This is a genomic window from Tenacibaculum aquaeponti (assembly GCF_057221555.1).
This window is the reverse complement of record NZ_CM170147.1, coordinates 1,353,180-1,376,404: the sequence shown is the minus strand read 5'-3', so window position 1 is coordinate 1,376,404 and position 23,225 is coordinate 1,353,180. Positions and strand designations below refer to the sequence as shown.

General features: G+C 29.1%; 20 protein-coding genes and 1 tRNA gene. 5 read left to right on the top strand and 16 right to left on the bottom strand.

The genetic code is table 11. The features are described from left to right. Positions 1–25 precede the first annotated feature (25 nt). The 10 genes from AC2TEO_RS05950 to AC2TEO_RS05905 form a co-directional block, all read right to left on the bottom strand. The gene (locus tag AC2TEO_RS05950; RefSeq protein ID WP_442267232.1) at positions 26–541 is read right to left on the bottom strand and encodes a DUF2892 domain-containing protein; all 516 of its coding nucleotides are present in this window, start codon (positions 539–541) and stop codon (positions 26–28) included. Between the two features lie 55 nt (positions 542–596). Next, positions 597–3,740, bottom strand: coding sequence for a cytochrome c biogenesis protein (locus AC2TEO_RS05945; RefSeq protein WP_442267231.1), 3,144 nt, complete (start codon positions 3,738–3,740; stop codon positions 597–599). A gap of 106 nt (positions 3,741–3,846) precedes the next feature. Then, positions 3,847–4,725, bottom strand: coding sequence for a phosphatidylserine decarboxylase (locus AC2TEO_RS05940; RefSeq protein WP_442267230.1), 879 nt, complete (start codon positions 4,723–4,725; stop codon positions 3,847–3,849). Positions 4,726–4,727: 2 nt separating this feature from the next. Beyond that, the gene (scpA, locus tag AC2TEO_RS05935) at positions 4,728–6,791 is read right to left on the bottom strand and encodes a methylmalonyl-CoA mutase (protein WP_442267229.1); all 2,064 of its coding nucleotides are present in this window, start codon (positions 6,789–6,791) and stop codon (positions 4,728–4,730) included. Further along, complete coding sequence (locus tag AC2TEO_RS05930; protein WP_299714562.1) at positions 6,784–7,482, bottom strand: hypothetical protein; 699 nt, start codon at positions 7,480–7,482, stop codon at positions 6,784–6,786. Before AC2TEO_RS05930 ends, scpA begins: the two co-directional genes overlap by 8 nt. Continuing rightward, complete coding sequence (locus AC2TEO_RS05925) at positions 7,475–8,824, bottom strand: methylmalonyl-CoA mutase subunit beta (RefSeq protein ID WP_442267228.1); 1,350 nt, start codon at positions 8,822–8,824, stop codon at positions 7,475–7,477. The genes AC2TEO_RS05930 and AC2TEO_RS05925 overlap by 8 nt, the downstream gene beginning before the upstream one ends. After that, on the bottom strand, positions 8,824–9,138 hold the full coding sequence (locus AC2TEO_RS05920; RefSeq protein ID WP_442267227.1) for an FtsB family cell division protein: 315 nt from the start codon (positions 9,136–9,138) through the stop codon (positions 8,824–8,826). The genes AC2TEO_RS05925 and AC2TEO_RS05920 overlap by 1 nt, the downstream gene beginning before the upstream one ends. Before the next feature lies 1 nt (position 9,139). Continuing rightward, a complete protein-coding gene (gene udk / locus AC2TEO_RS05915) occupies positions 9,140–9,745 on the bottom strand; it encodes a uridine kinase (protein ID WP_442267746.1) in 606 nt (201 codons plus the stop codon). 88 nt (positions 9,746–9,833) lie between these two features. After that, positions 9,834–9,907 (bottom strand) — tRNA-Thr (locus AC2TEO_RS05910). Positions 9,908–9,973: 66 nt separating this feature from the next. Then, the gene (locus AC2TEO_RS05905; RefSeq protein WP_442267226.1) at positions 9,974–10,822 is read right to left on the bottom strand and encodes a universal stress protein; all 849 of its coding nucleotides are present in this window, start codon (positions 10,820–10,822) and stop codon (positions 9,974–9,976) included. Between the two features lie 324 nt (positions 10,823–11,146). Here AC2TEO_RS05905 and AC2TEO_RS05900 point away from each other — a divergent pair, with 324 nt between their 5' ends. The 4 genes from AC2TEO_RS05900 to AC2TEO_RS05885 all read left to right on the top strand — a co-directional run bounded on the left by AC2TEO_RS05900 (position 11,147) and on the right by AC2TEO_RS05885 (position 14,300). Next, positions 11,147–11,695 (top strand): RNA polymerase sigma factor, encoded by a 549-nt coding sequence (locus AC2TEO_RS05900; protein ID WP_442267225.1) that lies wholly within the window; start codon positions 11,147–11,149, stop codon positions 11,693–11,695. Position 11,696: 1 nt separating this feature from the next. Then, on the top strand, positions 11,697–12,491 hold the full coding sequence (locus AC2TEO_RS05895) for a HEAT repeat domain-containing protein (RefSeq protein ID WP_442267224.1): 795 nt from the start codon (positions 11,697–11,699) through the stop codon (positions 12,489–12,491). 77 nt (positions 12,492–12,568) lie between these two features. Beyond that, the gene (locus AC2TEO_RS05890; RefSeq protein WP_442267223.1) at positions 12,569–13,480 is read left to right on the top strand and encodes a DUF4097 family beta strand repeat-containing protein; all 912 of its coding nucleotides are present in this window, start codon (positions 12,569–12,571) and stop codon (positions 13,478–13,480) included. Between the two features lie 7 nt (positions 13,481–13,487). After that, entirely contained in the window at positions 13,488–14,300 is an 813-nt protein-coding gene (locus tag AC2TEO_RS05885) for a DUF4097 family beta strand repeat-containing protein (protein ID WP_442267222.1), read from the top strand. A gap of 47 nt (positions 14,301–14,347) precedes the next feature. On the opposite strand, the gene AC2TEO_RS05880 is transcribed toward AC2TEO_RS05885, so the two are convergent. Together AC2TEO_RS05880 and AC2TEO_RS05875 are read right to left on the bottom strand one after the other, a co-directional pair. Further along, complete coding sequence (locus tag AC2TEO_RS05880; protein ID WP_442267221.1) at positions 14,348–15,466, bottom strand: helix-turn-helix domain-containing protein; 1,119 nt, start codon at positions 15,464–15,466, stop codon at positions 14,348–14,350. A 120-nt stretch (positions 15,467–15,586) separates the two neighbouring features. Next, the gene (locus tag AC2TEO_RS05875; protein WP_442267220.1) at positions 15,587–16,735 is read right to left on the bottom strand and encodes a histidine decarboxylase; all 1,149 of its coding nucleotides are present in this window, start codon (positions 16,733–16,735) and stop codon (positions 15,587–15,589) included. A 161-nt stretch (positions 16,736–16,896) separates the two neighbouring features. Here AC2TEO_RS05875 and AC2TEO_RS05870 point away from each other — a divergent pair, with 161 nt between their 5' ends. Then, complete coding sequence (locus tag AC2TEO_RS05870) at positions 16,897–17,349, top strand: Lrp/AsnC family transcriptional regulator (RefSeq protein WP_442267219.1); 453 nt, start codon at positions 16,897–16,899, stop codon at positions 17,347–17,349. A gap of 195 nt (positions 17,350–17,544) precedes the next feature. Here the strand turns inward: AC2TEO_RS05870 and AC2TEO_RS05865 are convergent, their stop codons facing one another. The 4 genes from AC2TEO_RS05865 to AC2TEO_RS05850 form a co-directional block, all read right to left on the bottom strand. Continuing rightward, the gene (locus AC2TEO_RS05865; RefSeq protein ID WP_442267218.1) at positions 17,545–18,375 is read right to left on the bottom strand and encodes a CPBP family intramembrane glutamic endopeptidase; all 831 of its coding nucleotides are present in this window, start codon (positions 18,373–18,375) and stop codon (positions 17,545–17,547) included. A 48-nt stretch (positions 18,376–18,423) separates the two neighbouring features. Further along, complete coding sequence (locus AC2TEO_RS05860; RefSeq protein ID WP_442267217.1) at positions 18,424–19,560, bottom strand: helix-turn-helix domain-containing protein; 1,137 nt, start codon at positions 19,558–19,560, stop codon at positions 18,424–18,426. A gap of 29 nt (positions 19,561–19,589) precedes the next feature. Continuing rightward, on the bottom strand, positions 19,590–21,287 hold the full coding sequence (locus AC2TEO_RS05855; protein ID WP_442267216.1) for a helix-turn-helix domain-containing protein: 1,698 nt from the start codon (positions 21,285–21,287) through the stop codon (positions 19,590–19,592). A 112-nt stretch (positions 21,288–21,399) separates the two neighbouring features. Further along, the gene (locus AC2TEO_RS05850) at positions 21,400–23,211 is read right to left on the bottom strand and encodes an acyl-CoA dehydrogenase FadE (RefSeq protein WP_442267215.1); all 1,812 of its coding nucleotides are present in this window, start codon (positions 23,209–23,211) and stop codon (positions 21,400–21,402) included. Between the last annotated feature and the right edge of the window lie 14 nt (positions 23,212–23,225).

Genomic DNA, 23,225 nt, shown 5'->3' with positions numbered 1-23,225 from the left:
AATTAAATAATATCAGAATCAGATATTAAATTCTCTTCATCTGTTGTTTTAACATCTGAATTTGTTCTTTAAGCATTCCGTGTTTATCTAATTTTTTAGCTTCGTTCATTAAAACAGTTGCTTCCCTTTTTCTTCTTTTAGACATCGCAATACTTGCCAATTGTAATTTAGCCATAGCCATATCATGATCCATAGATAATCCAAGTTTTACAGCTTTTTTTAAGAATTTCTCGGCCTGAGTTAAATTCGTTTGGGAAAGCATAGTACCATGTAGATAATTATAATAACCTTGTTGTTTTAAAGTAAGTGCAGTTTCTGGTTTTTTTATGTATGCCAACCACTTTTTAGCACCGTCAAAATCTTGAGTTCTTAACTTTAAAAAAGCAAGTAGAATAAATTCATTTTTGAAATAAAATAAGATGAAAATTCCTGTTAAAAGTAAGATTGAAATTCCATTTCCGATATGACCTTGAGTAAATTCATATACAGCCCAAGCAAAAGTTATTACGGCTAGAGCTAATTTTATATTCTTATTAAACATATTAATTCTTTCTTATTTTGCGACAAATGTACATTTTTCCTAACATAAAAAGGGATTACTTCTTAGAAAACTTTTTGTTTCTAAGCCATGCTATAATAGTTATAAAAATAAGTACAAAAGTATAAATATATGCTTCTTTAGGAGTTACTACTCTATCACCGCTAGCATAAGAGTGTAACCCTGATAAATAAAAGTTAACACCAAAGAAAGTCATCATAATAGATAAATAAGATAAAGCAGACATAAAATTGAAGGCTATTTTCCCTCTAAGTCCTGGTATTAAACGCATGTGTAAGACAAAAGCACAAACCATTATGGAGATTAAAGCCCAAGTTTCCTTAGGATCCCAACCCCAATAACGCCCCCAACTTTCATTAGCCCACATACCGCCTAAGAAATTTCCAACAGTAAGCATTACTACACCAACAGTTAAAGACATTTCATTAATTATAGTAACTTCTTTAACATTCTGATCTATTTTTTTATAATTTTTATTGTTTTTAAATATTAATAATATTAATGCTAAAACACCTAAAATCATACTCAAAGAGAAGGGACCGTAACTAGCAACAATAATAGAAACATGTACTAAAACCCACCAAGAATTCAAAACAGGCTGCAAGTTGGCTATTTCTGGATCTATCCAATATTGATTTGCAAAAGCAAGTATTATGGCTGAAACAAATGTAGCAGCACCAATTGTTAGTGATGATTTTCTACCTAAAGTTAAACCAAATAACATTGTTGCCCATGCAACATAAATTACACTTTCATATGCATTACTCCAAGGTGCATGACCTGAAATATACCATCTAATAATTAATCCTGAAGTTTGAATTAGAAATAATCCAATTATAGAGTAAATTAAAATCTTTGATATTAGCTTGAATATTTTCTTGGTATAAAAGATTTGAAGAATTACAAATAGAATTAAAAGTACACTTACTAAGCCATAATATTTAGCAAGTTTTGGGAATATTTTAGCTTTATTGTAAAGAATTTCGGTATTTATTTTTCTTTCCGAAGGCAGTACTTCGCTACCGTATTTCTTTTGGAATTTTTTTATGCCATCTAATACCTTTCCTGCTTCTTCATAATTTTTAGATTGTTTTGCTTCCTGAAGTAATTGTAAGTAAACAGGTAAAGATTGTTTTACAAAAACAGAGTCTGTACCCTTAAAAGGTACTTGAAAAGTTTCAGGTTGAGATACCCATTTGTTATTTTCGTCGTTAGGAATAGGGTAAATTTTTAAAATTCCTCCACCAATTGCTTGGTTTAAAAGCCACAAACGTTTTTCAATTTTAATAACATCTTGCTCAAACTTATTTTGAATTTTTTTCTTTTGAGCTTGATCTATTAATTTATTGATTTTTGAGTTTCCTTTTGTGTCATAAAAATCAATAAAACGAGCATGAGTTGCACTTTTAGGTAAGCCTAATACTTCTCTAATTTTATAATTCCCTTTTTCAAGGTATATAAATGGAACTTGAAACCAGAATCTTGGATATTCTGTCATTGAAAGTAATATCTGACTTGGAGTCATGCCTTTGAAGTTTTCTGCATGAGATACTTTTCTTACTAATTCTGAAGCGAAAGTATGTGCAGGTTTCATTCTACCTCCAGCATCTTGAATTACTAATTTACTGAATTCATCTGCATGTTTGCCGTCTACAATATTAACTTGAAGAAGACTATCTATTTTTTCTTCAGATAAGAGATTTTTATGAGTTTCGTGTTGACCAAAAGTTAATCCAAAAGAAAATAAAATAGGAAACAAAACTATAGTTCTTTTTTCTTGAACTTTTTTTAATTGCTTTTTTAAGCTGTCAAATCGTGTGTGTTTTGAGAATAGCATAGAAATCAAACCAATATATAAAAGAGAATATCCTAAGTAAGTAACAAATGTTCCCCAGAAATCATGGTTTACAGAAAGGTGAGTTTGTTCAATGGCTTCTCCTTCATTTCTATAACTTGCTTGAAAGAATTTATAGCCTCTATAATCTAAAATGTGATTCATGTAAATTCTGTAATCAAAAGTATCTTCATTGTCAATCACTGTAACTTCACTTGCAAAAGATGATGCGCTTTCAGAGCCTGGATACTTCTCTAATTGAAAATCGTTAAGTTTAACCTTAAATGGTGTTTGTAGTAATTTAGCTCCGTACCAAGCTCTAATATTTAAACCTCCAATGGTTAAATCTTTTTTATTACTTGTATTAAATTGTCCTCCGGTAAATTCAACTTGTTGAGTTTCTCCATTGCATGAAATATCGAAAACTACAGTGTCGAATTTTTTATCATCTTTTTTTCCTCTAATAATTTTCATCTCACCTTTTTCTGCAGGACGAGGAACTACGAATTGTAATCCTTCTATAGTGTTTAAAGTTAAAAATTGGAAATTTTGTACACTATCTTTAACAATTTGTCCACGTTTTTGATCAGCCATTCGTAGCCAGTTCCCGTCTGCTTTAGACAAGATTTTTAAATTATCTCCTTCATAAAAAAAGTTGATATTGGCATTTTTATTTGGAGCATCAAAACCAACTAAAATATTGTGAATATTTTGAATAGTTCCTCTTTTGATGTAATGTTCATGACGACTACCACTAGAACTTTCTACAAAGAATAAATGTTCTACTCCATTTTCATCTAAAACTAATTTTTTCTCAGACCAAGGAATATAATCAACGAGTTTAAAGTTAACTTCATTAGCTGGTTTACTCTTATCTGGTTGAAATTTAAAAGTGAAATCTTTGCTGTTTTTACCCCAAGCTGATAATAATAATTTTTCGTCATATGTTTTTTGAGAGGTATTATCATCAATGGTAGCATTTAGATAATTTACATCTGACAAGAAAATGTTGGTAGATTCTCCTTCATCAATAATCATCATTCCTTCATACCCGATATATCTTGTAATTCCAGCTCCAATTATTATGAATAAGAAAGCAATGTGAAACATAAAAACGGTCCATTTTTCTTTTCTTAATAATTTATATCTGAAAATATTTCCAAAGAAATTAATGATAAAGAACAACATAATAACCTCAAACCACCAGGTGTTGTATACTAGTTTTTTTGCTGTTTGAGTTCCAAAGTCGTTTTCTATAAATGTAGCAATCCCCATTGCGGCTGCAAAAACAAAAAATAAGACAGCCATTAAACGAGTAGAATATAATATATTTAAGATTTTCTTCATTGTAAGTTGCGTAGATAAAACTGCGCAAAGTTACGGAAAGTTATAGGAATTAGCTTGTAAGCTGATGTGATTTTTAATGTTTAGAATTAGTTAAAATTATAACAATTTAAAGTCCAATTTTTTCACCCATTTTGACAAAGGTTTCAATCTGATTTTTAGTGTTTTCTAAAATATCATGATCAATTTGAATTTTATCTTTATCAACTAAGATTACAATTGTAGATCCACCAAAAGCAAAATACCCCATTTCATCACCTTTGTTAACAGGAGTGTTTGCTGTGTAAGTTTCTAAAATACTTCCTACCATTGTAGCTCCAACAGGAGCTAATAAAATATCACCTTTATCTTCAGTTTTTAAAATACAATACTCACGTTTGTTTTCGCAAAATACAGTTGTAAAGTTAGATGCTAAGGCGTAAGGTGAAACAGACAAATAATCTCCTTTTATTTTTATTGAAGAAGATGGAATTCCTTCATACGGAAAATGATATCTGTGATAATCATTTGGAGCTAATCGTAAAATTAATAAAGAAGCATTTTTATATTTTTCTGCTAATGCTTTGTTATTTAAAAATTCATTTAAAGTAAATTTTCTTCCTTTAACGAAAAAGTTGTGTACATCTTCGATATTCTCAAATGCTAATAATTTTCCATCACCAGGAGATATGAATCCGTTTTCTATAGGTCTAGCTTCAGGTTTTAATTCACGATAGAAAAAGTCGTTAAAAGATGTGAACTCATCAATAGATTTTTTAGCTTCAGAAATATCAATATTTAGATCGGAAATAAAACCTTCTATTTTTTTTGTAGAAGACTTTTTATTCATTTTTCTTCCGTACCATTCAGATAAAAACTTACGTTTTACTAAAGGAAGAAATAACATTTTTCCAAATGGATTGTTATATAAAAGTTTTAAAAAACCTTCTCCAGGAGGAGTTTCGATTTCTGTTTTGCCTGTTTTTCTATTGATGAATTTTATTTGCATGATTATTCTTCTACGCTATCAATTAAAATTTCTAACATGTCAATTGCAGCTTGTGCAATTTTTGTTCCTGGTCCGAAAACTCCAACAGCACCAGCATCGAATAAAAATTGATAATCTTGAGCAGGAATTACACCGCCAACAATTACCATAATATCTTCACGACCATAATTTTTTAATTCTCCAATTACTTGAGGAACTAATGTTTTGTGTCCCGCAGCTAATGATGAGATTCCTAGAATATGAACATCATTCTCAATAGCTTGTTTGGCAGCTTCTTTTGGTGTTTGGAAAAGTGGTCCAACATCTACATCAAATCCTAAGTCAGCATAACCAGTAGCAACAACTTTTGCGCCACGATCATGACCATCTTGTCCTAATTTAGCGATCATTATTCTTGGTCTTCTACCTTCAAGTTCAGCAAAATTATCGGCTAATTCACTAGCTTTTTTGAATAACGAATCGTCTTTTATTTCTTTACTATACACGCCAGATATGGTTTTATGTACTGCTTTATGTCTACCAAAAATAGATTCTAAAGCATCTGAAATTTCGCCTAATGTAGCTCTTTTTCTAGCAGCTTTAACAGCTAAGTCTAATAAATTTCCGTTACCAGTTTCTGCACATTTTGTTAAATCTGCAAGACATTGATCAACTTCAGCTTGATTTCTTTTTGCTTTCAAATCGTCTAAACGATCAATTTGAGATTTACGAACGGCTTCGTTGTCTACCTCTAAAATATGTAAAGGATCTTCTTGTTCTAGTTGATATTTATTCATACCAACAATCACATCCTGACCGCTATCAATTCGAGCTTGTTTAATTGCTGCAGCTTCTTCAATTCTCATTTTAGGAATTCCTTTTTCGATAGCTTTGGTCATTCCTCCTAATTCATCAACTTCTTGAATTAATTTCCAAGCTTTGTTAGTTATTTCTTCAGTAAGTTGTTCTAGGTGATAACTTCCAGCCCAAGGATCAACAGTTTTTGTAATATAAGTTTCTTGTTGTAAATAAATCTGAGTATTTCTTGCTATACGAGCAGAGAAATCTGTAGGTAATGCAATCGCTTCGTCTAGAGCATTGGTGTGTAAACTTTGTGTTCCTCCAAAAGCAGCAGCCATTGCTTCAATTGCAGTTCTCGCTACGTTATTAAAAGGATCTTGTTCTGTTAAACTCCAACCACTTGTTTGACAGTGTGTTCTTAATGCTAAAGATTTTGGATTCTTAGGGTTAAATTGTTTTACCAATTTAGCCCACAACATTCTACCAGCACGCATTTTTGCGATTTCAGTAAAATGATTCATTCCAATAGCCCAGAAAAAAGATAATCTTGGAGCAAAAGCGTCAATATCCATTCCAGCAGCTAAACCAGTCTTAATATATTCCAATCCATCAGCTAATGTGTAAGCTAATTCAATTTCAGGAGTTGCTCCGGCTTCTTGCATATGATAACCAGAAATAGAAATTGAATTGAATTTTGGCATATTATTACTAGTATATTCGAAAATATCTGCAATAATTTTCATTGAAGGAGTAGGAGGGTAGATATAAGTATTTCTAACCATGAACTCCTTTAAAATATCATTTTGAATAGTTCCTGCTAATTGTTCTGGTTTCACACCTTGTTCTTCAGCAGCAATAATATAAAAAGCAAGAATAGGTAATACGGCTCCGTTCATTGTCATAGAAACCGACATTTTATCTAGAGGTATTTGATCAAATAATACCTTCATGTCTTCAACAGAATCTATGGCAACACCAGCTTTTCCAACATCACCTTGAACTCTTTCGTGATCTGAATCGTAACCTCTGTGTGTTGCTAAATCGAAAGCTACAGATAAACCTTTTTGTCCTGCTGCTAAGTTTCTTCTATAAAAAGCATTACTTTCTTCAGCAGTAGAAAAACCTGCATATTGACGAATAGTCCAAGGTCTTCTAACATACATCGTAGAATATGGTCCTCGTAAATTCGGAGCAATACCAGCTACAAACTTTTCATGTTCGAAACTCTTTTTTTCAGAAGTTGAACTGTTATCTATTTTTATATTGGAAATATCTTTTCTACTCATAAGTTACATGTGAGTTTAGGTAAGCGTAATATAATTGAAAAGCTATAAAGGTTTTTATAGCTAGGTTTTTGTAATCTTCTTCTTTTAAATTTAATAAAGCAGATGCTGTTATTTGAGGTGAGTAACCTGAAGTTTCTCTAAAGGAGGTAATTAAATCAGTCAAATCTTTATTGTTTGCTTCAGTCATTATTTTTTCAGAAAAAGAGTCAAAATAATTTATAACTAATATGTCGTTCCTTTTTTCTTGTTCCTTGAACCACTTTAAAGTAGTTGGACTCATTTTATTTATAGTTTCAGAGTCAAGCTCTGATAAACTTTTAAATCCTTGTCGAGTTCTATTTTCTTTTTCTTTTATCCAAATATAGTCTATTAATATTCGGTGTGAATTTAAAAGTAGTTTGATAGATTTTTTAGTAACAAAAGTGCTGTCGATTGTTTTCTTTTGCTTTGAATCTTGAGTTATAAAATGAAAGTTATTATTTAAAGCAATTATATATTTTTTAAATGCATTGTGAGCATGATTTTTATCTATTCGGTATTTTTTACAAATAATATCTTCAAAATGATCAACCATGTTATCTATTAAACGACTTTTTCTGGAAGAGAATGAATCTCTTTTAGGATTGATTATTTGTGAGTAAGTTATTTGAGTAATAAATACAAAAAATAATATATGTAAGAATTTACTCATCTTCTAATCGTTGTTGCTCAAGTTTTTCTGCTAATCGTTTTTGAATGATTGGCTGGATTAAAGTTTTTTCTGAACGTTTTTTTACAAACGGAAACAATTCTAAATCATTTTTCATTTGATCTTTGTCGTTCTGGATTTTATTAGTTCCTAATAAAACTAGATCTCCGTTGTCAAAAAGCTCTTGTTCTTTTTGAGCTGATTCTTCTATTTTTCTTTGAATTACACCTTCTTTTAACTGTTTTAAAAATCCACCACCTTGTTCAATTAATTTGAAAATTTCTAAAGCGTTTTCAGCTAATTGCTCAGTGATAGCTTCAATATAATAACTTCCGTCAGCAAAATGTTGTGCATCTTCAAATCCACTTTCTTCTTTTAGTATTAAAAGTTGATTTCTAGAAATTCGTTCACCAAATTCATTTGACTTGTGAAAAATTTCATCATAAGCAATATTAGAGATAGTATTTGCTCCACCAAGAACAGCACTCATACTTTCTGAAGTTGTCCTTAACATATTTACATTATAATCGTATAATGTTTTATTACGAAGTGAAGGTTGAGTGAAAATGTGGGTTTCAGTACTTTCAACGCCATATTCTTTTAACAACGAACTCCACAAAATACGGAAAGCTCTAAGTTTAGAAATTTCAAAAAAGTAATTGCTTCCTAAAGAAAAATTGAAATGAATTTTATTTGTAATTCCGCTTCCGAAATGATTTAAGTATTCGTTAGCATGTGCTAATGCATATGCTAATTGTTGAGTGCAATTTGCACCAGCATTTTGATAAATTGATGCGTTTACAGCAATACTGTTATTTATAGAGCTTAGTTTTTCTAACTGTTTATGATCTGATTGTAGGTTAGAAAACCAGTTTCCGGTTTTTGCTAAATTTCCAATAATGTCATTATTGTAATAAACGTTTTGATTTTTAATGAAATTGGATATTTTTTTTGTGAAAAGAGCATCAATAAAATTAAATTTGAAATAAATTTTCACATTAGAACTTAACTCAAGTTTATTTAGTAATTTTTTAATGTCAAATTCAGAATTTACAATAAACTCAATAGCGTTAGCTCCCCTTTTTAGTGCGTCTAAAGCTAGTTTGTTGGCAATGTTTACATCATCAATAAAAATGGTTTCACAAATAGAAAAATTTGTAGTTGGAAGTTTTATTTTTTGATGAGTTTGATCTTCTTTAGTATAAAAAGGTTTAACAGTTATCCCTTCGTTAGTGTACCAAAGTAGAGTTTCATTATAGTCAAGCCCTTTTAAATCTACATGTATTTTTTGTTTCCAAGCTTTTTCAGAAACTCCTTCAAATTCATCAAATAAAAACTTATCCATTATTTTTTTATAGTATCAAATTCAATTATATAAATATCTTCGTTTTTCTTTTTCATTAAATATTTTTCTCTAGCAAATCTTTCGAGCTCAATCGAGTCTTGAAGTTTTTTTATAGTTTCTTTATCTTTTGCAATTTTTTTCTCGTGATATTCTATCCATGTTTCTAGTTCTTTTATTTCGTTGTTAAACTCTTTGTGTCTTAGATAAGAGTTTTCGTCGAAAAAAAGCATCCAACCTACAAATAAAGTAAGTATTAAAGTATAGGTTATTCCTATGGTAATACCTAGTGTTTTTATTTTTTTGTTGAATTTCATGTTATAAACGTTCGCTAATTACGGTTCTTACAATATCGATAGCTACAGTGTTGTATCTATCATTAGGTATAATAATATCAGCGTAAGTTTTAGTTGGTTCAATAAACTCTTGATGCATAGGTTTTAAGGTGTCTTGGTAGCGAGATAATACTTCGTTAATATCTCTGCCTCTTTCTGTAATGTCTCTACGAACTCTTCTTATTAAGCGTTCATCAGCATCTGCGTGTACAAATATTTTAATATCACATAAATCACGAAGGGCTTTATTGTTAAAAATTAAAATGCCTTCAACAATAATGACTTTACGTGGGTGTGTTTTAATTGTGTCTTTAGTTCTGTTATGTGTTACAAATGAATATACAGGTTGTTCAATAACTTTGTTGTCTTTTAGCTCAGTTAAGTGGTTAACCAATAATTCGAAATCGATAGCTCTTGGGTGATCAAAATTAATTTTTGATCGCTGGTCATAGGTTAAGTTATCTGTAGCGTTGTAATAAGAGTCTTGAGAAATTACACAAACTTCATCAGGTGGTAACTCGTTAATTATTTGGTTTACTACAGTAGTTTTTCCACTTCCTGTTCCTCCAGCAATTCCTATGATAAAAATGTTTTTCATTTGTAGTTAAAAATATAAGCAAATTTAGAAAAAATAGGGCATAAAAAAAGACATCTTTTAAGATGTCTTTTTAATTCTGAGCCGATAGAGGGACTCGAACCCACGACCTGCTGATTACAAATCAGCTGCTCTAGCCAGCTGAGCTATATCGGCTGTTGCCTTTAAAAGCGTGGCAAATATATAACGTTTTTTGAAACTGACAAACTTTTTTTAAAAAAATTATTTTCTCTCTGATTTTGGAAGAATTTTAAAAGAAATAACGGGGATGTCTACATGATTTACGATGTCTTCAGTAATACTGTGATCGAAGATTTGAGAGAAACTACTTCTACCATGTGTAGTCATAATTATAATATCTGCATCGTAACTCTTTGCGTAGTTGATAATTCCGCTTTCAATAGTGTAGTCTGAAATGTAAGCGACATCTTCTAAATAATCGGAATTATTATTTGCTTTATCTAAGAATTTTTTAACTGTAGTTCTCATTTCTGAAGAGCTAGAAAAAGATTTACCGGGTGTATTCACATAAATCATTTTTGTTTTTAAACCAATAAAGTCACAAAATTGTTTAATTCTTTTGTACGGGCCTATTGAGTCTTCTGTGAAATCACAAGCAAAAATAGCCTTCTTAAATCCTTTGTCTATAGGTTCGTCTTTGATTACTAAAACAGGAACATTAGAATGCCTTATTACTTTTTGGGCGTTAGAACCAATTATAAGTTCTTTAAACCCTGTAGCACCTTTTGACCCCATCATTACTAAATCTATCTTTTCTTCTTTGTAAAGATTGTTTAATTCAGCAAATACTTTATAGTGTTTTAATATAGGAGTTACTTTAATACCATCTAAGTAATCTTTATCTAGAAATTCATTAAACTTGTTTTCAGCTAGTTTGAGATAGAGTACTGTTTCTTTTGTGGTGTTTGAATTATTCATCATTGCAGTAGATAATTCTAACATATGCACAGCTACTATTTCATAATTGAAAGTTTTACCATAATAAGCGGCTGTTTTTAATGCATTCTCAGATTGGATAGAAAAATCTACGGGGACTAATATTCTTTTCATAAAATATGGGTTTGAAGTTGCATCCATTAAATTACAAAAAAAAAGTGGTTTCCAATTATTTTGTTGAGGTAAAAAGTTGGTTTTCTGTAGTTGTATAGTTTTTTTAAAAGGATGAAATGCTTTTGTAGTTTCGTTAAAAGGGAAAAACTAGTGTTATTTTAAACCGATTAAATAAAATATTTTTTTTGATGATTATAAATGAGAGCAACTAATGGTTTTTAACCATTTATGAACTATTTTTAGATTAAAAGAATAAAAAATGTAACGTTTTTAAAAAATTACAGTTCTTCCTATCAAACAACTAACTAACATTATTTTAAAAATTTGGATTCATTATCAGATAGTGCATTAATGCTGAAAGTAAAATCAGGTGAAAGTCATACGTTGGGACTTCTATATGAGCGTTATAAAAAACGATTGTTTGGTTTTTTCTTTCAGATGAGTAAAGATACTAGTTTATGTGAAGATTTAGTACAAAACGTATTTATACGAGTTATTAAATATAAACACACATATACAGAGGAAAGTAATTTTTTATCATGGATTTTTAAAATCGCAAGAAATGTGTATTACGATCATTTCAAAGGGAAAAACAAAAATAAAACCTATCATATAGAAGAACAATATGATGTTTGTTCTTTCGAAAATGCGGAAAATACAATAGAGGAGACAGAAAGAATAATGCTTTTAAAGAAAGCGATAAATCAATTACCTGAAGCAAAAAAAGAGTTAATTATTCTAAGTAAAATGAAAGAATTGAAATATAAAGAGTTGGGAGAAATCATAGGATGTTCTGAAGGTAATGCTAGAATTAGAGTTCATAGGGCATTACATGATTTAAAAAAGATTTATTTAACATTAGACAAGAGATAGTATGGGAAATTTAGATGTTAAAGCAAAGATGATAGATTACTTGTCAGGTAATTTATCTGAAACAGAAGAAAGAAGTTTTGAAATACAATTGGAGAAAGATCCAGTTTTAAAAGAAGAATTTTTAGAAATGAGTTTTTTCTGGGAAGCAGAAAATATAGAAATTCCAGAACCTACTATGGAAATGGATAGAAAGTTTTATGAAATGCTGAATGAAGAAGTAAAGGAAGAACAAAAAGATTCATCATTAGTACGATTTGTAAAACGTATAGAAGTATTACCATTTAGAAAAGTGTTTTATGCATTTGGTATTTTAACTATTGGTTTCTTTTTAGGAAAAGAAATGAATAATGTAAAAGAAATACATATTCCTGAGGAGGTAAGAGTAGCTCAAAAAGAAACAGAACAAGTACGATCTCAGTTGGTATTGACATTATTAGATCAACCTTCTGCAAATCAAAGATTACAGGCTGTTAATGAGGTGAGTAAATTAAATGAAGTAACAGAGACAATTATAAAGGCATTATTCGCAACGTTAAATAATGATGAAAATGTAAATGTTCGTTTATCAGCAATAGAATCTTTAAAAAAATACACAGACATGCCTATTGTAAGAGAAGGATTGGTTGCTTCGATAGTACATCAGAAATCACCATTAGTACAAATAGAATTAGCAGATGTGATGGTTTTATTACAGGAGAAAGAAGCCGTAAAACCATTTAAAGAATTAATAGATCAAGAAGGAATAAATTCTAGCGCAAAACAAAAAATAGAAGAAAGTATATCTAATATATACTAAAAGAATTTGATGTAAATGGCAAATCCTAGGTCGCTTTTTACAGAGATACACATAGTCATTCATCAAAACCAAAAAACATGAAAACAATTAAAATCAGTTTACTAATACTATTTTTCAATATCCTATATGCAAATGCACAATATCTTAAAGGAGAAAAAAAATACAATCAAGTTGAAACAATAAAAGAAGAATATCAATTTTTAGAACAATCACCAGACAATATTGTGGTAATCGATAATGTTTACGGTTCTATAGATGTGGAAGGTTACAACGGAAAAACAATCAAAATTGAAGTGGTAAAGAAGGTTTCAGCAGATACAAAACAAGATGTTGCTGAAGGTTTGCAAGAAATCGGAGTAAAATCTGCAAAAAAAGGAGATGCAGTTTATATCTATATGGATTCACCGTATTCTAAGTTTGATTTAGAAACAGGAAATTTTGAACATCATGAGTTTAATTTCGGAAGTAGAAGGAATTACAAGCATCGTAAGAAAAGAATGTACAAATATCGTTTAGATTTTAAGGTGAAAGTTCCTAAAAATGTTAGTATAGATGTTAAAGCAATTAATAAAGGAAACATTACGGTAGATAATGTTCATGGAAAATTATTAATCGTGCATAATGTGAATGGAGCAATTGATATGACCAATGTTTCTGGACAAACAGATGTAAATGCTTTGAATAAAGATATTAATATAACCTATGCTAAAAATCCAACTAAAGAAAGCTGGTTTAAATCACTAAACGGAGATATTAATGTGTTATTTAAAAATGGATTAAATGCAGAAATTAGTTACAAAACAATGAATGGAAACTTTTATACAAATTTTGATGTTGAGAAAACAGAGCCACAAGTTTTCAAAATAAAACAGAATTCAAAAAGAGGAGTGAAATATAAACTTAATAAAAGAAAGAATTTTAAAATAGGAAATGGTAAAATTCCTTTTCATTTTGATCAGTTGAATGGAGATGCCATTGTAAAAAAATAAAAGAAGTATGAGATTTATTAAAATAATAATTAGCATTGTTTTCTTAGTTGTTTTTCAACTTTCAGCTCAAGAAACTGTAAAAGTACCATTAACAGACCCATCTAAACCAGGGTTTTTGAAAGTGAAGATTCTTAATGGTTCTATAAAAGTAAAAGGTTCTAATACTAAAGAAGTAATTATAAAAGCTTCCGTAAGAGAAGGAAATAAATACAGAAGTAGGAAAAAGAAAAATCGAAAAGATTTACAAGGTTTAAAACAGATTTCTAATGTGGGATTGGATTTCAGTGTGAAAGAATATAATAATGCAATTGATGTAGATTCTGATAGAAATGGTATTACAGATTTTGAAATAGAGGTGCCAAAAAACTTTTCTTTAAAACTATCAACCTATAATAGTGGAGAAATTTATGTAGAAACTGTAAATGGTATTATGGATGTAAGTAATGCGAACGGAAAAATCACATTAAAAGATATTAGCGGAGCTGTTAGTGCAGATGCTTTAAATAAAGATATTACAGTTAATTTTATTAAAGTTACTCCAAATACACCTATGGCTTTTAGTAGTTTAAATGGAGATATAGATATTACTTTTCCAAAAAGTTTAAAAGCAGATGTAAGAATTAAATCTGAACGAGGCGATATTTTTACCGATTACGATTTAAAATCGAAGCCTGTTAAAAGTAAAACTTCTAAAAGTGAAAGAACTGGTAATGGTTATAAAGTAAAAATAGAAAAATGGATAGAAGGAGCAATTAATGGTGGAGGTCCAGAAATATTATTCAAAAATTATAATGGCGATGTAATTATTCGTTCTAACTAATAGAAAAAAGATCACTTTTTCAGTGATCTTTTTTGTTTATTGTCTTATCAAATAGAACTAGAAAATTCTATGTTGTTACTGATGAATTTTTTAGGTGTGATTTGAGTTTCGGATTTAAAAATTCTATAAAAACTGGCTTCAGAGTTAAAACCACATTCTTTGGCAATTCCTAAAAGAGATAAGTTGTTTAGCTCTCCGTTGAGTAATCGTTTTTTTACTTCTTCAACCCGAGCTTCATTAATTAACGATCTAAAGTTTTTTTTATAATAAGCGTTTATTGTACAGGAGAGTATAGTGTCGTTAATTTCTAGTTTTTTAGCCAAAGAATTTAAAGTCAATTTTGGATCTAAAAAAACCTTATCTGAAGTAATAGCTTTGTTTAGTTGCTGAATAATAGTAAGATCTATATTGTTGTTTTTTTTAGTGTTTTTAAGAGTTAAAATAACATCAATATTCTTAAAACCATTTATGGCCATATAATACACTATAATAGCTATAAGTGAATGATGTAAATCCCAGCGCCAATTAAAAGAAGAATCTAAAACTGAATTCAAAGAGAGGTTAATAATATGAAGTATTGATACGGTGCTTAGTAAAGCAAATAAGGTGTTTAAAAATTTTCTTTCAGAATTTTGTGAAATATTAACTTTAGAAAAATTTTTATTAAAACTTTTTAATTCAATTCCCACTAAGTATAAATAACAAAAACTCATAATTAGTAAAAGGTATTCATCTATATTTTTAGCTTCATTAAAGTACATTGCATTTGTTATCTTTCTTTTTTCTGAAAAAATGCGAGTTTGCATTGCTGCGATATACATTATTATTGAGTATGATTGAGAAATTAGAAATGGAACAAAATGGAGCCAATCTTTTTTTCTAAATTTAAAATCGACATTTTTGATTGATAAAAAATAGAAATAAAATAGTGGAGGTATTGCTAACTCTACACTATTAGGGAAATATCCGAAACCATGAATTTCCCAAAGATTTAAAGATAACAATAACATTTTTGTATTTAACCAAACAAAAGCTAAAATACCTAAAGCGAGAAATTTATTAGATTTTTTAAGAGTTGATTTTTTTAATAATATAATACTACAAACTATTCCTGTTGTAATTCCGATTAACACAGATAAATCGAAAAAAGATAATTGTATATGCATATCTTAATTTTATAAAAGAGTAGATTATTATAATAACAATTAAAAATATAATTTGTTACAGTAATTTTATTTTTCAATTATAAACAAGCGTGTATACAATTATCTTTTATTAATAGATATTTAACAATATTCTAGTTCTTTAACGAAAGGCTTTGTTTCCATTTCGTTTTTTACATCTTGAATAAATAAATCTATTTGTTCTTTGGTTACGTTTGGCATACAAATAATATGGGTTATATCATCTTCTGTAGCTAATTGCCACTTGTTTTTTAAATTGTCAGATATTTTTGGGAAAACTATAGTTATAGATCCCGGATTACTCCAAGCATTAATTCCTATATTTTGTAGTTGTTGTCTACAATAATTTGCAGTTTCAATACTATGTTTATATCTGGTTTTTAGCCCTTCGACTCCCATTTTTTGAATTGCATACCATAAAAATAATGGACTATGACCATTTCTAGAACCTGTGATTGTGGTGTCTAAAGAGCCGATATATGAAATTCCTTTAGATACACGATCTCTTAAAGATTTCTTTGTAATAATTACTCCAGCAGGTATTGGTGAACCAATAAATTTATGCCCGCTTATAGAAATACTATCTGCTCCGTCTATGAAATCAAAAGGGCTTCGAGGTTCTGCAAAAGCACCAAATGTTCCTGATAAAGCACCATCACAATGGATGTAATGATCTTGTATTGCTAATTTTTTTAATATTAGTTTTATTTTAGAAACATCATCTTTAGCTTCTTTCATGGTAGTTCCGTGAGTTGCTAAAATGATTGCAGGCTTATGTCTGTTAAATTTTAAAGTTTCTTCTAAATCTTCATAATCTATTTCACCATTTTCTTGAGATCGAATAACGATACTAGGGATGTTTAGTAAATGAATGTTTTTTTTAACGCTATAATGTGTAGATTCAGAGTAATATACCATGGCTTTAGGATACATTTCTCTAGCTATATATAATCCATATAAATTACTTTCAGATCCTCCATTTGTGACATATCCCCAATAATCTTTTGGGTTTGCTCTAAATAATTTAGCAAAGAAATCTACAACTTCACGCTCAATTTCATGGGTATGTACTTTGTATGTGCTGTCTTCAAAAGGATCTCCTAAATTATTTATAGGATATTTTAAGAAATCATATAAAGTTGAGTAATCAAAATCTTTTGATACAGGATATCCTAAAAACGAATCTCTAGCATTTTTTACCTTATCTAATAAATTACTTAAACGGTCATTTAAAGAGTTATCAATCTTCATTAGTTGTTGTGAATAAAATTGTCTTCAAATATATGTATATGAAGAATATTAAACTATTTTACCTGTTAAATTAGATAAAAAATCTATTTTTAAATTTTTAAGTAAACTTTATTTCTTTTTGAAATATATTAATGTCTAATTTTTAGAAATATCTTCTGATTATGGATGCTGTAGATAAAAAAATACTAAATGAATTACAGAATAATGCAAAGCAAAATACAAAGCAAATTGCAGCTAAAATAGGATTGTCAGTTACTCCAACTTATGAAAGAATAAAAAGGTTGGAGAAAAATGGTACTATTAAGAAGTATGTGGCTTTAATTGATCGTGAAATCATCGGGAAACAAATCATAGCTTATTGTCAAATTACATTGTTCAAACATCAAAAAAGTTTGATTGATGAGTTTAAAAAAAAGATGCTCGATTTATATGAAGTTATGGAGTGTCATCATGTTTCTGGTAATTTCGATTTTCTGATAAAAATAGTGGTAAATGATATGAATAGTTTTCAGGTATTTATTAATGAAAAATTATCGGTAGTGGAAGGTATTTCAATAATACATAGTTCTTTCGTATTAGATTCTTTTAAGGAATCAACAAAGTATTCATTATAACTTATGTTTTTATTTTTGAAAAAAAGATCATTAAGTATTCTTAATGATCTTTAGATTAATCGGGTGTGTTTTATTGGTTGTTTTCTAGTTAAAAAACACGTTTATTAGTGTTTTAGTGAGTGGTTTTTTGCTTTTTGTTTTAATCTTTGAAGTTAAAGTTATGTGGTTTCATTTTAACTAATTTTGCTTTTTATATTAGTTCGAGTTTTTTAATTTTTTCCAATACAGAAAACCGAAGATTAAAATTAAATCAATACAAATAAAGTTACTTATTAACATGTAATTAAAGTTATCGATTACTTCTGTGGTTGATAATACAGTAACCTTAAAGTGATTGTTAGCGGCGTGAAAAAAAGCAGCAATAAATATTGAATTTTTGTTGAAACCGATGTAGGCAATAATTATAGATGAAGCAATACAAATAAGAGGATACGTTATAAAAGCTTCTATATAAGGATAATGTTGAAAATTGTATCCTTGTAAAGCTGCGGGTAAATGCCAAATTCCCCATACAAACCCGAGTATAAAAACACCTTTGAATTTTCCGTATGAATTAAAAAGTTTGTCTTGTAAATAACCTCTCCAGCCAATTTCTTCACCCATTACTAATATCGTCATAGCTAAATAACCAAATAATAAAAGTGCAGCATTTTTAGGGAAAGTTCCTAAAATAGACCAATCAGGATTAGTTCGAAATCCTAGTGAAATTTGAATAAAGAAATCAATACTTACATAAACTAAAGGTATTAATATTGCTAGAAATATTCCTTTTGCAGATGGCTTGTAAAAGTTTAATGATTTCCAATTACCACCTTCTCGTTTATTAATTATTATGGCTAATAAAGCAGGCATAATTGCTAACAATAATTCTGATACAGCTCTAACAATAATACTTGTTGACGTATCTAATAAATTATATGTAGTAAAACCAATTGCCCAAGAAATAATAAGAATTAAAAGAATGTAATTTAAAGACTTTTTTAGGTCTGATTTTTGTTTTGTTTTTGTCTGAATTGTAGTGTTCATAGTTGATACTCATTTTAAATTTTGAGCAAATCAACTGATAAACAAGAATCAAATCGACTCATTGGAAGCAATGATACCTTTTTCTATGCTTTTTTTATATTGAAGAGGTGTAATGCCTTCACTATTTTTAAATACTCTATTAAAGGTTGCTTTGGAATTGAATCCAGAATCGAATGCAATGGCAAGTAAGGTTAGTTGATTGGAATCACCTTTTTGAATACTTTCTTTAAAATTTTGAATTCGATATGAATTTACATAATCATAAAAGTTAGTTTTCAAATACTGATTGATGAAATTAGAAAGTTTTTTATCTGAAACCTCAAGAGCATCCGCTGTTTCTCTTAATGTTAAATTTTGTTGTTTAAATAACCGTCTGTTTTCAAATAATTCTTTCATTTTTTTCTCTAATTCTATAAACTCATCAGAATGAATTAGAGTAGGAGATTCGACATATAGTTTAGTGCCTTTTTTTTCTATTTCTTGAGTTATCAAAAAAACTTGAGATTGATTTAATCCATAATATCCCATATACCAGATTAACCCTGTTAAGTATAAGAGATTAATAAAAAGTACCAATTGAAGAGAAGGGTATGCGAATAAGATTCCACCGCAAATTATATCAATTATTAACAAAGAAATCAATCCATTTACCCATATCGAAAACCATTTTAAATCGATGTTTTTTGTAAAAGAGTAATTCTTTTTAAGGGTAGTTCTATATTTTTTTAAAGTTCTATAGCAATTGTACAAACAGTAAATAAAGTAAATAGAACCTAAAAATGGAATAATGTAGATTAGAGTACTATAATTAAATCCTTGTTCATTTGTTGGAATTTTAAGAATATAACTAGGCAACGTAAACGTTAGTAACCCAATAAAGAAAGGGATTAAATCCTTAATTACTTTTTGGATAGTGATTTTACTATAAATAGCTTGTACATAATTTAATAATAATGGACCTAAAGCCATATAAATAATTGACCCCAGTGGTAGTATTATAGCACTAATAGCATCACTTTGGATATATGAAGAAGCATAAGTTAAAAACAAAACAAGTAAACATACTAATATGTATGCTAATATCTGATTTGAAAATTGCTTTTTAAATCTGTTTATAACAAGAAGAATCAATAAAAGATTTAATGTGATTCCGGAATAAACTATAAATAGGAAGAAATCTTGCAATTTGTTTGTTTTAATTAGCTGTAAAAGTATTAATATAAAGTTGTGTTTTTGTCCTTTTTTTGAAGTTCTTTAATGAAATAAGAAGGGTATAATTTTGTTTTCTTTTGGAAAGCTAAAGAGAATGTTTCTTGATTATTAAAGCCACATTCTAAGGCTATCGACTTTATTGTATATGCTCTAAATTGAGAATCTTTTTTTAGTTTTTTTATAGCATAATCGATTCTTAAATTATTAAGGTAAGTAGAAAAGTTTGTTCCTTTCTTTGAGTTGATAACTTTAGATAAATAAGAACTGTTAGTATTTAATTTTTTGGCTAATGAACTAAGTGTAGCTCTTTTATTTAAATAAAATTTAGTGTTTTCATAGTCATTTAATTTTTGAAGGATTTCTTTGGCTAATTCTTCCGATATTCCTGAAGTTTTTTTCTGAATTATTTCGGGTTTGGTATTTTCTTCAGAATTCAGAATATCTTCAAATCTTTTTTTATAATCTCTATTGCGTTTTATTAAAAATAAAGTAACTAATGTAAGGATAGAAATTACAGATATAAAAACTCCTTTGAAAACTGAATTTTTTTTCTGATTATCTTTTAAACTAGAGATAATATTTTCTTTTTCTTTGATTAAGTTAGGAATCTCATAACCTTTGGTAATTTGTTTAGAAACTGTTCTATATTTTTCATTATAAACAGAGTCAAAATTCATTAGAGCATTAATGTAAAAGAGTTGATTTTTATAATCTTCTTTATTTTTATAATAATCAATAATAAAATCATAGCCTTCTAAAATTTCTAGAGCTACATCATTAGTCTCTAAAAGAAATTCATGAGATTCTTTTAAGTATTTAATTCCTTTTTCTTTTTCTCCTAACGCATAATAAGTTTTACCTATATAAGAATTATTAATAGCTGTGGTTAAGTGATCATGCTGATTTTTTATAATTTCTTTACTTTTTAAAAGTAAACTTAAAGCTTTGTCATAATTCTTCAAATAATAATTGTTTATACCAGAGTTCATAACAAATCGAATTCTGACCATATCATCCTTGCTATTTTTCATTCCTGCAATACCTTGATTAATAATTATCTGTGCAGAATCATGTTTTTTGGTGTAAATTAAAGCGTCGCAATATGCATACAAACCTCTGTAATAGTAGTATTTCTTTCTTGGGATTTGAAGTTTTTTTATATCGTCTATATGTTTTTTGAACAACTCTTTGGCTTCTTCACGAAAGCCTAGCCTGTATTTTAAAGCAGCGATATCAAATTTTATACTCGCACGTTCAAAAGTATTGGGTAAAGAAAATTGTAAAGCTTTCAGATAAAATTCTAATGCATCATTAAATTCACCAAAAGTATGATAAATTATACCGATATGCTCGTAGGCAATTGCAGGATATTTAGGATGATTTTTTATCTTTTTACTAATATTTAAAATACTATCAGAATAAGCTATTCCTATTTCTTTTTCATTAGAGTGAAGTCGAGAAAGGAAATAGTAACCATTGCATATTTTTAAAGTATCTTTCTCTTTTTTTGCTTTTAATAGATAAGCTTCGGCATGATTAAAAGCAATCGTAGAATCTATTCGTGTTTTTTGAAAACTAACTTTTAAATCTTCGTAATTAAGTTTAGATAAAGAATCAATATTATTTTGAGAATATATAGTAGTATTACTATTTAGTAATATTTCAATAATTAAGAATATAACAAGTTTTATTTTTAACATATTTTAAACATAAAAAAAGATCACTAAGTAAAATTAGTGATCTTTAAACAAACAACTAAATTCTAAAACCTATAAAAGTTGAAGAAATTGTTAAGCCCGAAGGCTAATATTGTTAGAAGCAGTATTTATTTTCTGCTTTTAATTTTTCAGCAATAGTATTGCGTAACTCAATTACGTTAGGGTAGTTTGTATATTTAGTGAAACGCTTAAGTCCCATTAACATCATACGTTGCTCATCACCTTCAGCGAAAGAAACAATACCTTCTCTAGCACTTTGAGTAATAATTTCTACAGCGTTATATAAATATAATTTAGCCATAGCGATTTTCTCCTTTTGAGCATCTTCACCAAAACGCTTAACGTTTTTCTCTGTTCTTAAAATACCAGATTCAGCCATGTAAATTTCGATTAAGATGTTAGAAGCAGCAGTTAATAACTGTTGGTGCTTTTCTAAATCTGGACCGAACTTTTGTAATGCAGCTCCAGCAACCATTAAGAATACTTTCTTTAATCTTCCGATAAGATCTTTTTCTTCAGAGAATAGCTCAGAAAAATCTGGAACATCGAAAGAAGGAATACCCATTAATTCATTTCCAACAGCAGTTGCTGGTCCTAATAAATCAACATGGCCTTTCATTGCTTTCTTAACTAACATTCCTACAGAAAGTAATCTGTTAATTTCGTTAGTACCTTCGTAAATACGTGCAATACGAGCATCTCTCCAAGCTGATTCCATTGGAGTTTCTTCAGAGAATCCCATACCACCAAAAATTTGGATTCCTTCGTCTGCACAGTTTTGAATATCTTCAGAAACAGCAACTTTTAAGATAGAGCATTCGATTGCATATTCTTCAACACCTTTTAATTCAGCTTCTTGATGCGTATTTCCTTCAGATTCACGAATAGCGATTCTATCTTCAATGTTTTTAGCAGCTCTATAAGAAGCAGATTCACCAACGTAAGCGTTAGTAGCCATTTCAGCTAACTTAGACTTGATAGCTCCAAATTCAGAAATTGGAGTTTTAAATTGCTTACGCTCGTTAGCATATTTTACTGCTTCAGTAATAACTCTTCTTTGAGAATCTAAACAAGCAGCAGCTAATTTGATACGACCAACGTTTAATGCGTTCATCGCAATTTTAAATCCACCACCACGCTCAGATAACATGTTTTCAACAGGAACTAATGTGTCGTTAAAGAAAACCTGACGTGTAGAAGAAGCTCTAATACCTAATTTGTGCTCTTCTTCACCTAAAGTTACTCCATTAGGATTGTCTTTATCGTATTCTAAGATAAATCCAGTAATATTTTTATCATCTTCGATACGAGCAAAAACGATGAAAATCTCAGCGAATCCTGCATTAGAGATCCACATTTTTTGTCCGTTAATTTTATAATGCTTTCCGTCTTCAGTTAACTCAGCAGTAGTTTTACCAGAGTTAGCATCAGATCCTGCACCTGGCTCAGTTAAACAGTAAGCTCCAAAACGCTCACCCATAGCTAAAGCTGGTACATATTTTTTCTTTTGTTCTTCAGTACCATATAAAGTAATTGGCATAGTACCAATACCTGTATGTGCACCAAAAGCAGTACTGAAAGAACCTGTTCCACTAGAAATGTAATCACAAGTTAACATTGTAGAAACAAATCCCATTCCTAATCCTCCATATGCTTCAGGAACAGCAACGCCTAAGAAACCTAATTCTCCTGCTTTGCGCATTGTTTCTTCAGTTAATGCATAATCTTTAGCCTCGAAACGAGTTTTATGAGGAATAATTTCACGATCGTTAAATTCGATAACCGCGTCTCTCATCATTGTTTGCTCCTCAGTAAAATCTTCAGGAGTAAATATATCTTCGCAATTAGTTTCTTTTACTAAGAATTGTCCTCCTCGTAAAATGTCTTTATTTAATGTTTCAGCCATCTTTTTGTATTATA

Coding starts and splice junctions, on each gene's coding strand:
- AC2TEO_RS05950 (WP_442267232.1), bottom strand. CDS start 541: ATGTTTAATAAGAATATAAAATTAGCTCTAGCCGTAATAACTTTTGCT.
- AC2TEO_RS05945 (WP_442267231.1), bottom strand. CDS start 3,740: ATGAAGAAAATCTTAAATATATTATATTCTACTCGTTTAATGGCTGTC.
- AC2TEO_RS05940 (WP_442267230.1), bottom strand. CDS start 4,725: ATGCAAATAAAATTCATCAATAGAAAAACAGGCAAAACAGAAATCGAA.
- scpA (WP_442267229.1), bottom strand. CDS start 6,791: ATGAGTAGAAAAGATATTTCCAATATAAAAATAGATAACAGTTCAACT.
- AC2TEO_RS05930 (WP_299714562.1), bottom strand. CDS start 7,482: ATGAGTAAATTCTTACATATATTATTTTTTGTATTTATTACTCAAATA.
- AC2TEO_RS05925 (WP_442267228.1), bottom strand. CDS start 8,824: ATGGATAAGTTTTTATTTGATGAATTTGAAGGAGTTTCTGAAAAAGCT.
- AC2TEO_RS05920 (WP_442267227.1), bottom strand. CDS start 9,138: ATGAAATTCAACAAAAAAATAAAAACACTAGGTATTACCATAGGAATA.
- AC2TEO_RS05905 (WP_442267226.1), bottom strand. CDS start 10,822: ATGAAAAGAATATTAGTCCCCGTAGATTTTTCTATCCAATCTGAGAAT.
- AC2TEO_RS05895 (WP_442267224.1), top strand. CDS start 11,697: ATGGGAAATTTAGATGTTAAAGCAAAGATGATAGATTACTTGTCAGGT.
- AC2TEO_RS05890 (WP_442267223.1), top strand. CDS start 12,569: ATGAAAACAATTAAAATCAGTTTACTAATACTATTTTTCAATATCCTA.
- AC2TEO_RS05885 (WP_442267222.1), top strand. CDS start 13,488: ATGAGATTTATTAAAATAATAATTAGCATTGTTTTCTTAGTTGTTTTT.
- AC2TEO_RS05880 (WP_442267221.1), bottom strand. CDS start 15,466: ATGCATATACAATTATCTTTTTTCGATTTATCTGTGTTAATCGGAATT.
- AC2TEO_RS05875 (WP_442267220.1), bottom strand. CDS start 16,735: ATGAAGATTGATAACTCTTTAAATGACCGTTTAAGTAATTTATTAGAT.
- AC2TEO_RS05870 (WP_442267219.1), top strand. CDS start 16,897: ATGGATGCTGTAGATAAAAAAATACTAAATGAATTACAGAATAATGCA.
- AC2TEO_RS05865 (WP_442267218.1), bottom strand. CDS start 18,375: ATGAACACTACAATTCAGACAAAAACAAAACAAAAATCAGACCTAAAA.
- AC2TEO_RS05855 (WP_442267216.1), bottom strand. CDS start 21,287: ATGTTAAAAATAAAACTTGTTATATTCTTAATTATTGAAATATTACTA.
- AC2TEO_RS05850 (WP_442267215.1), bottom strand. CDS start 23,211: ATGGCTGAAACATTAAATAAAGACATTTTACGAGGAGGACAATTCTTA.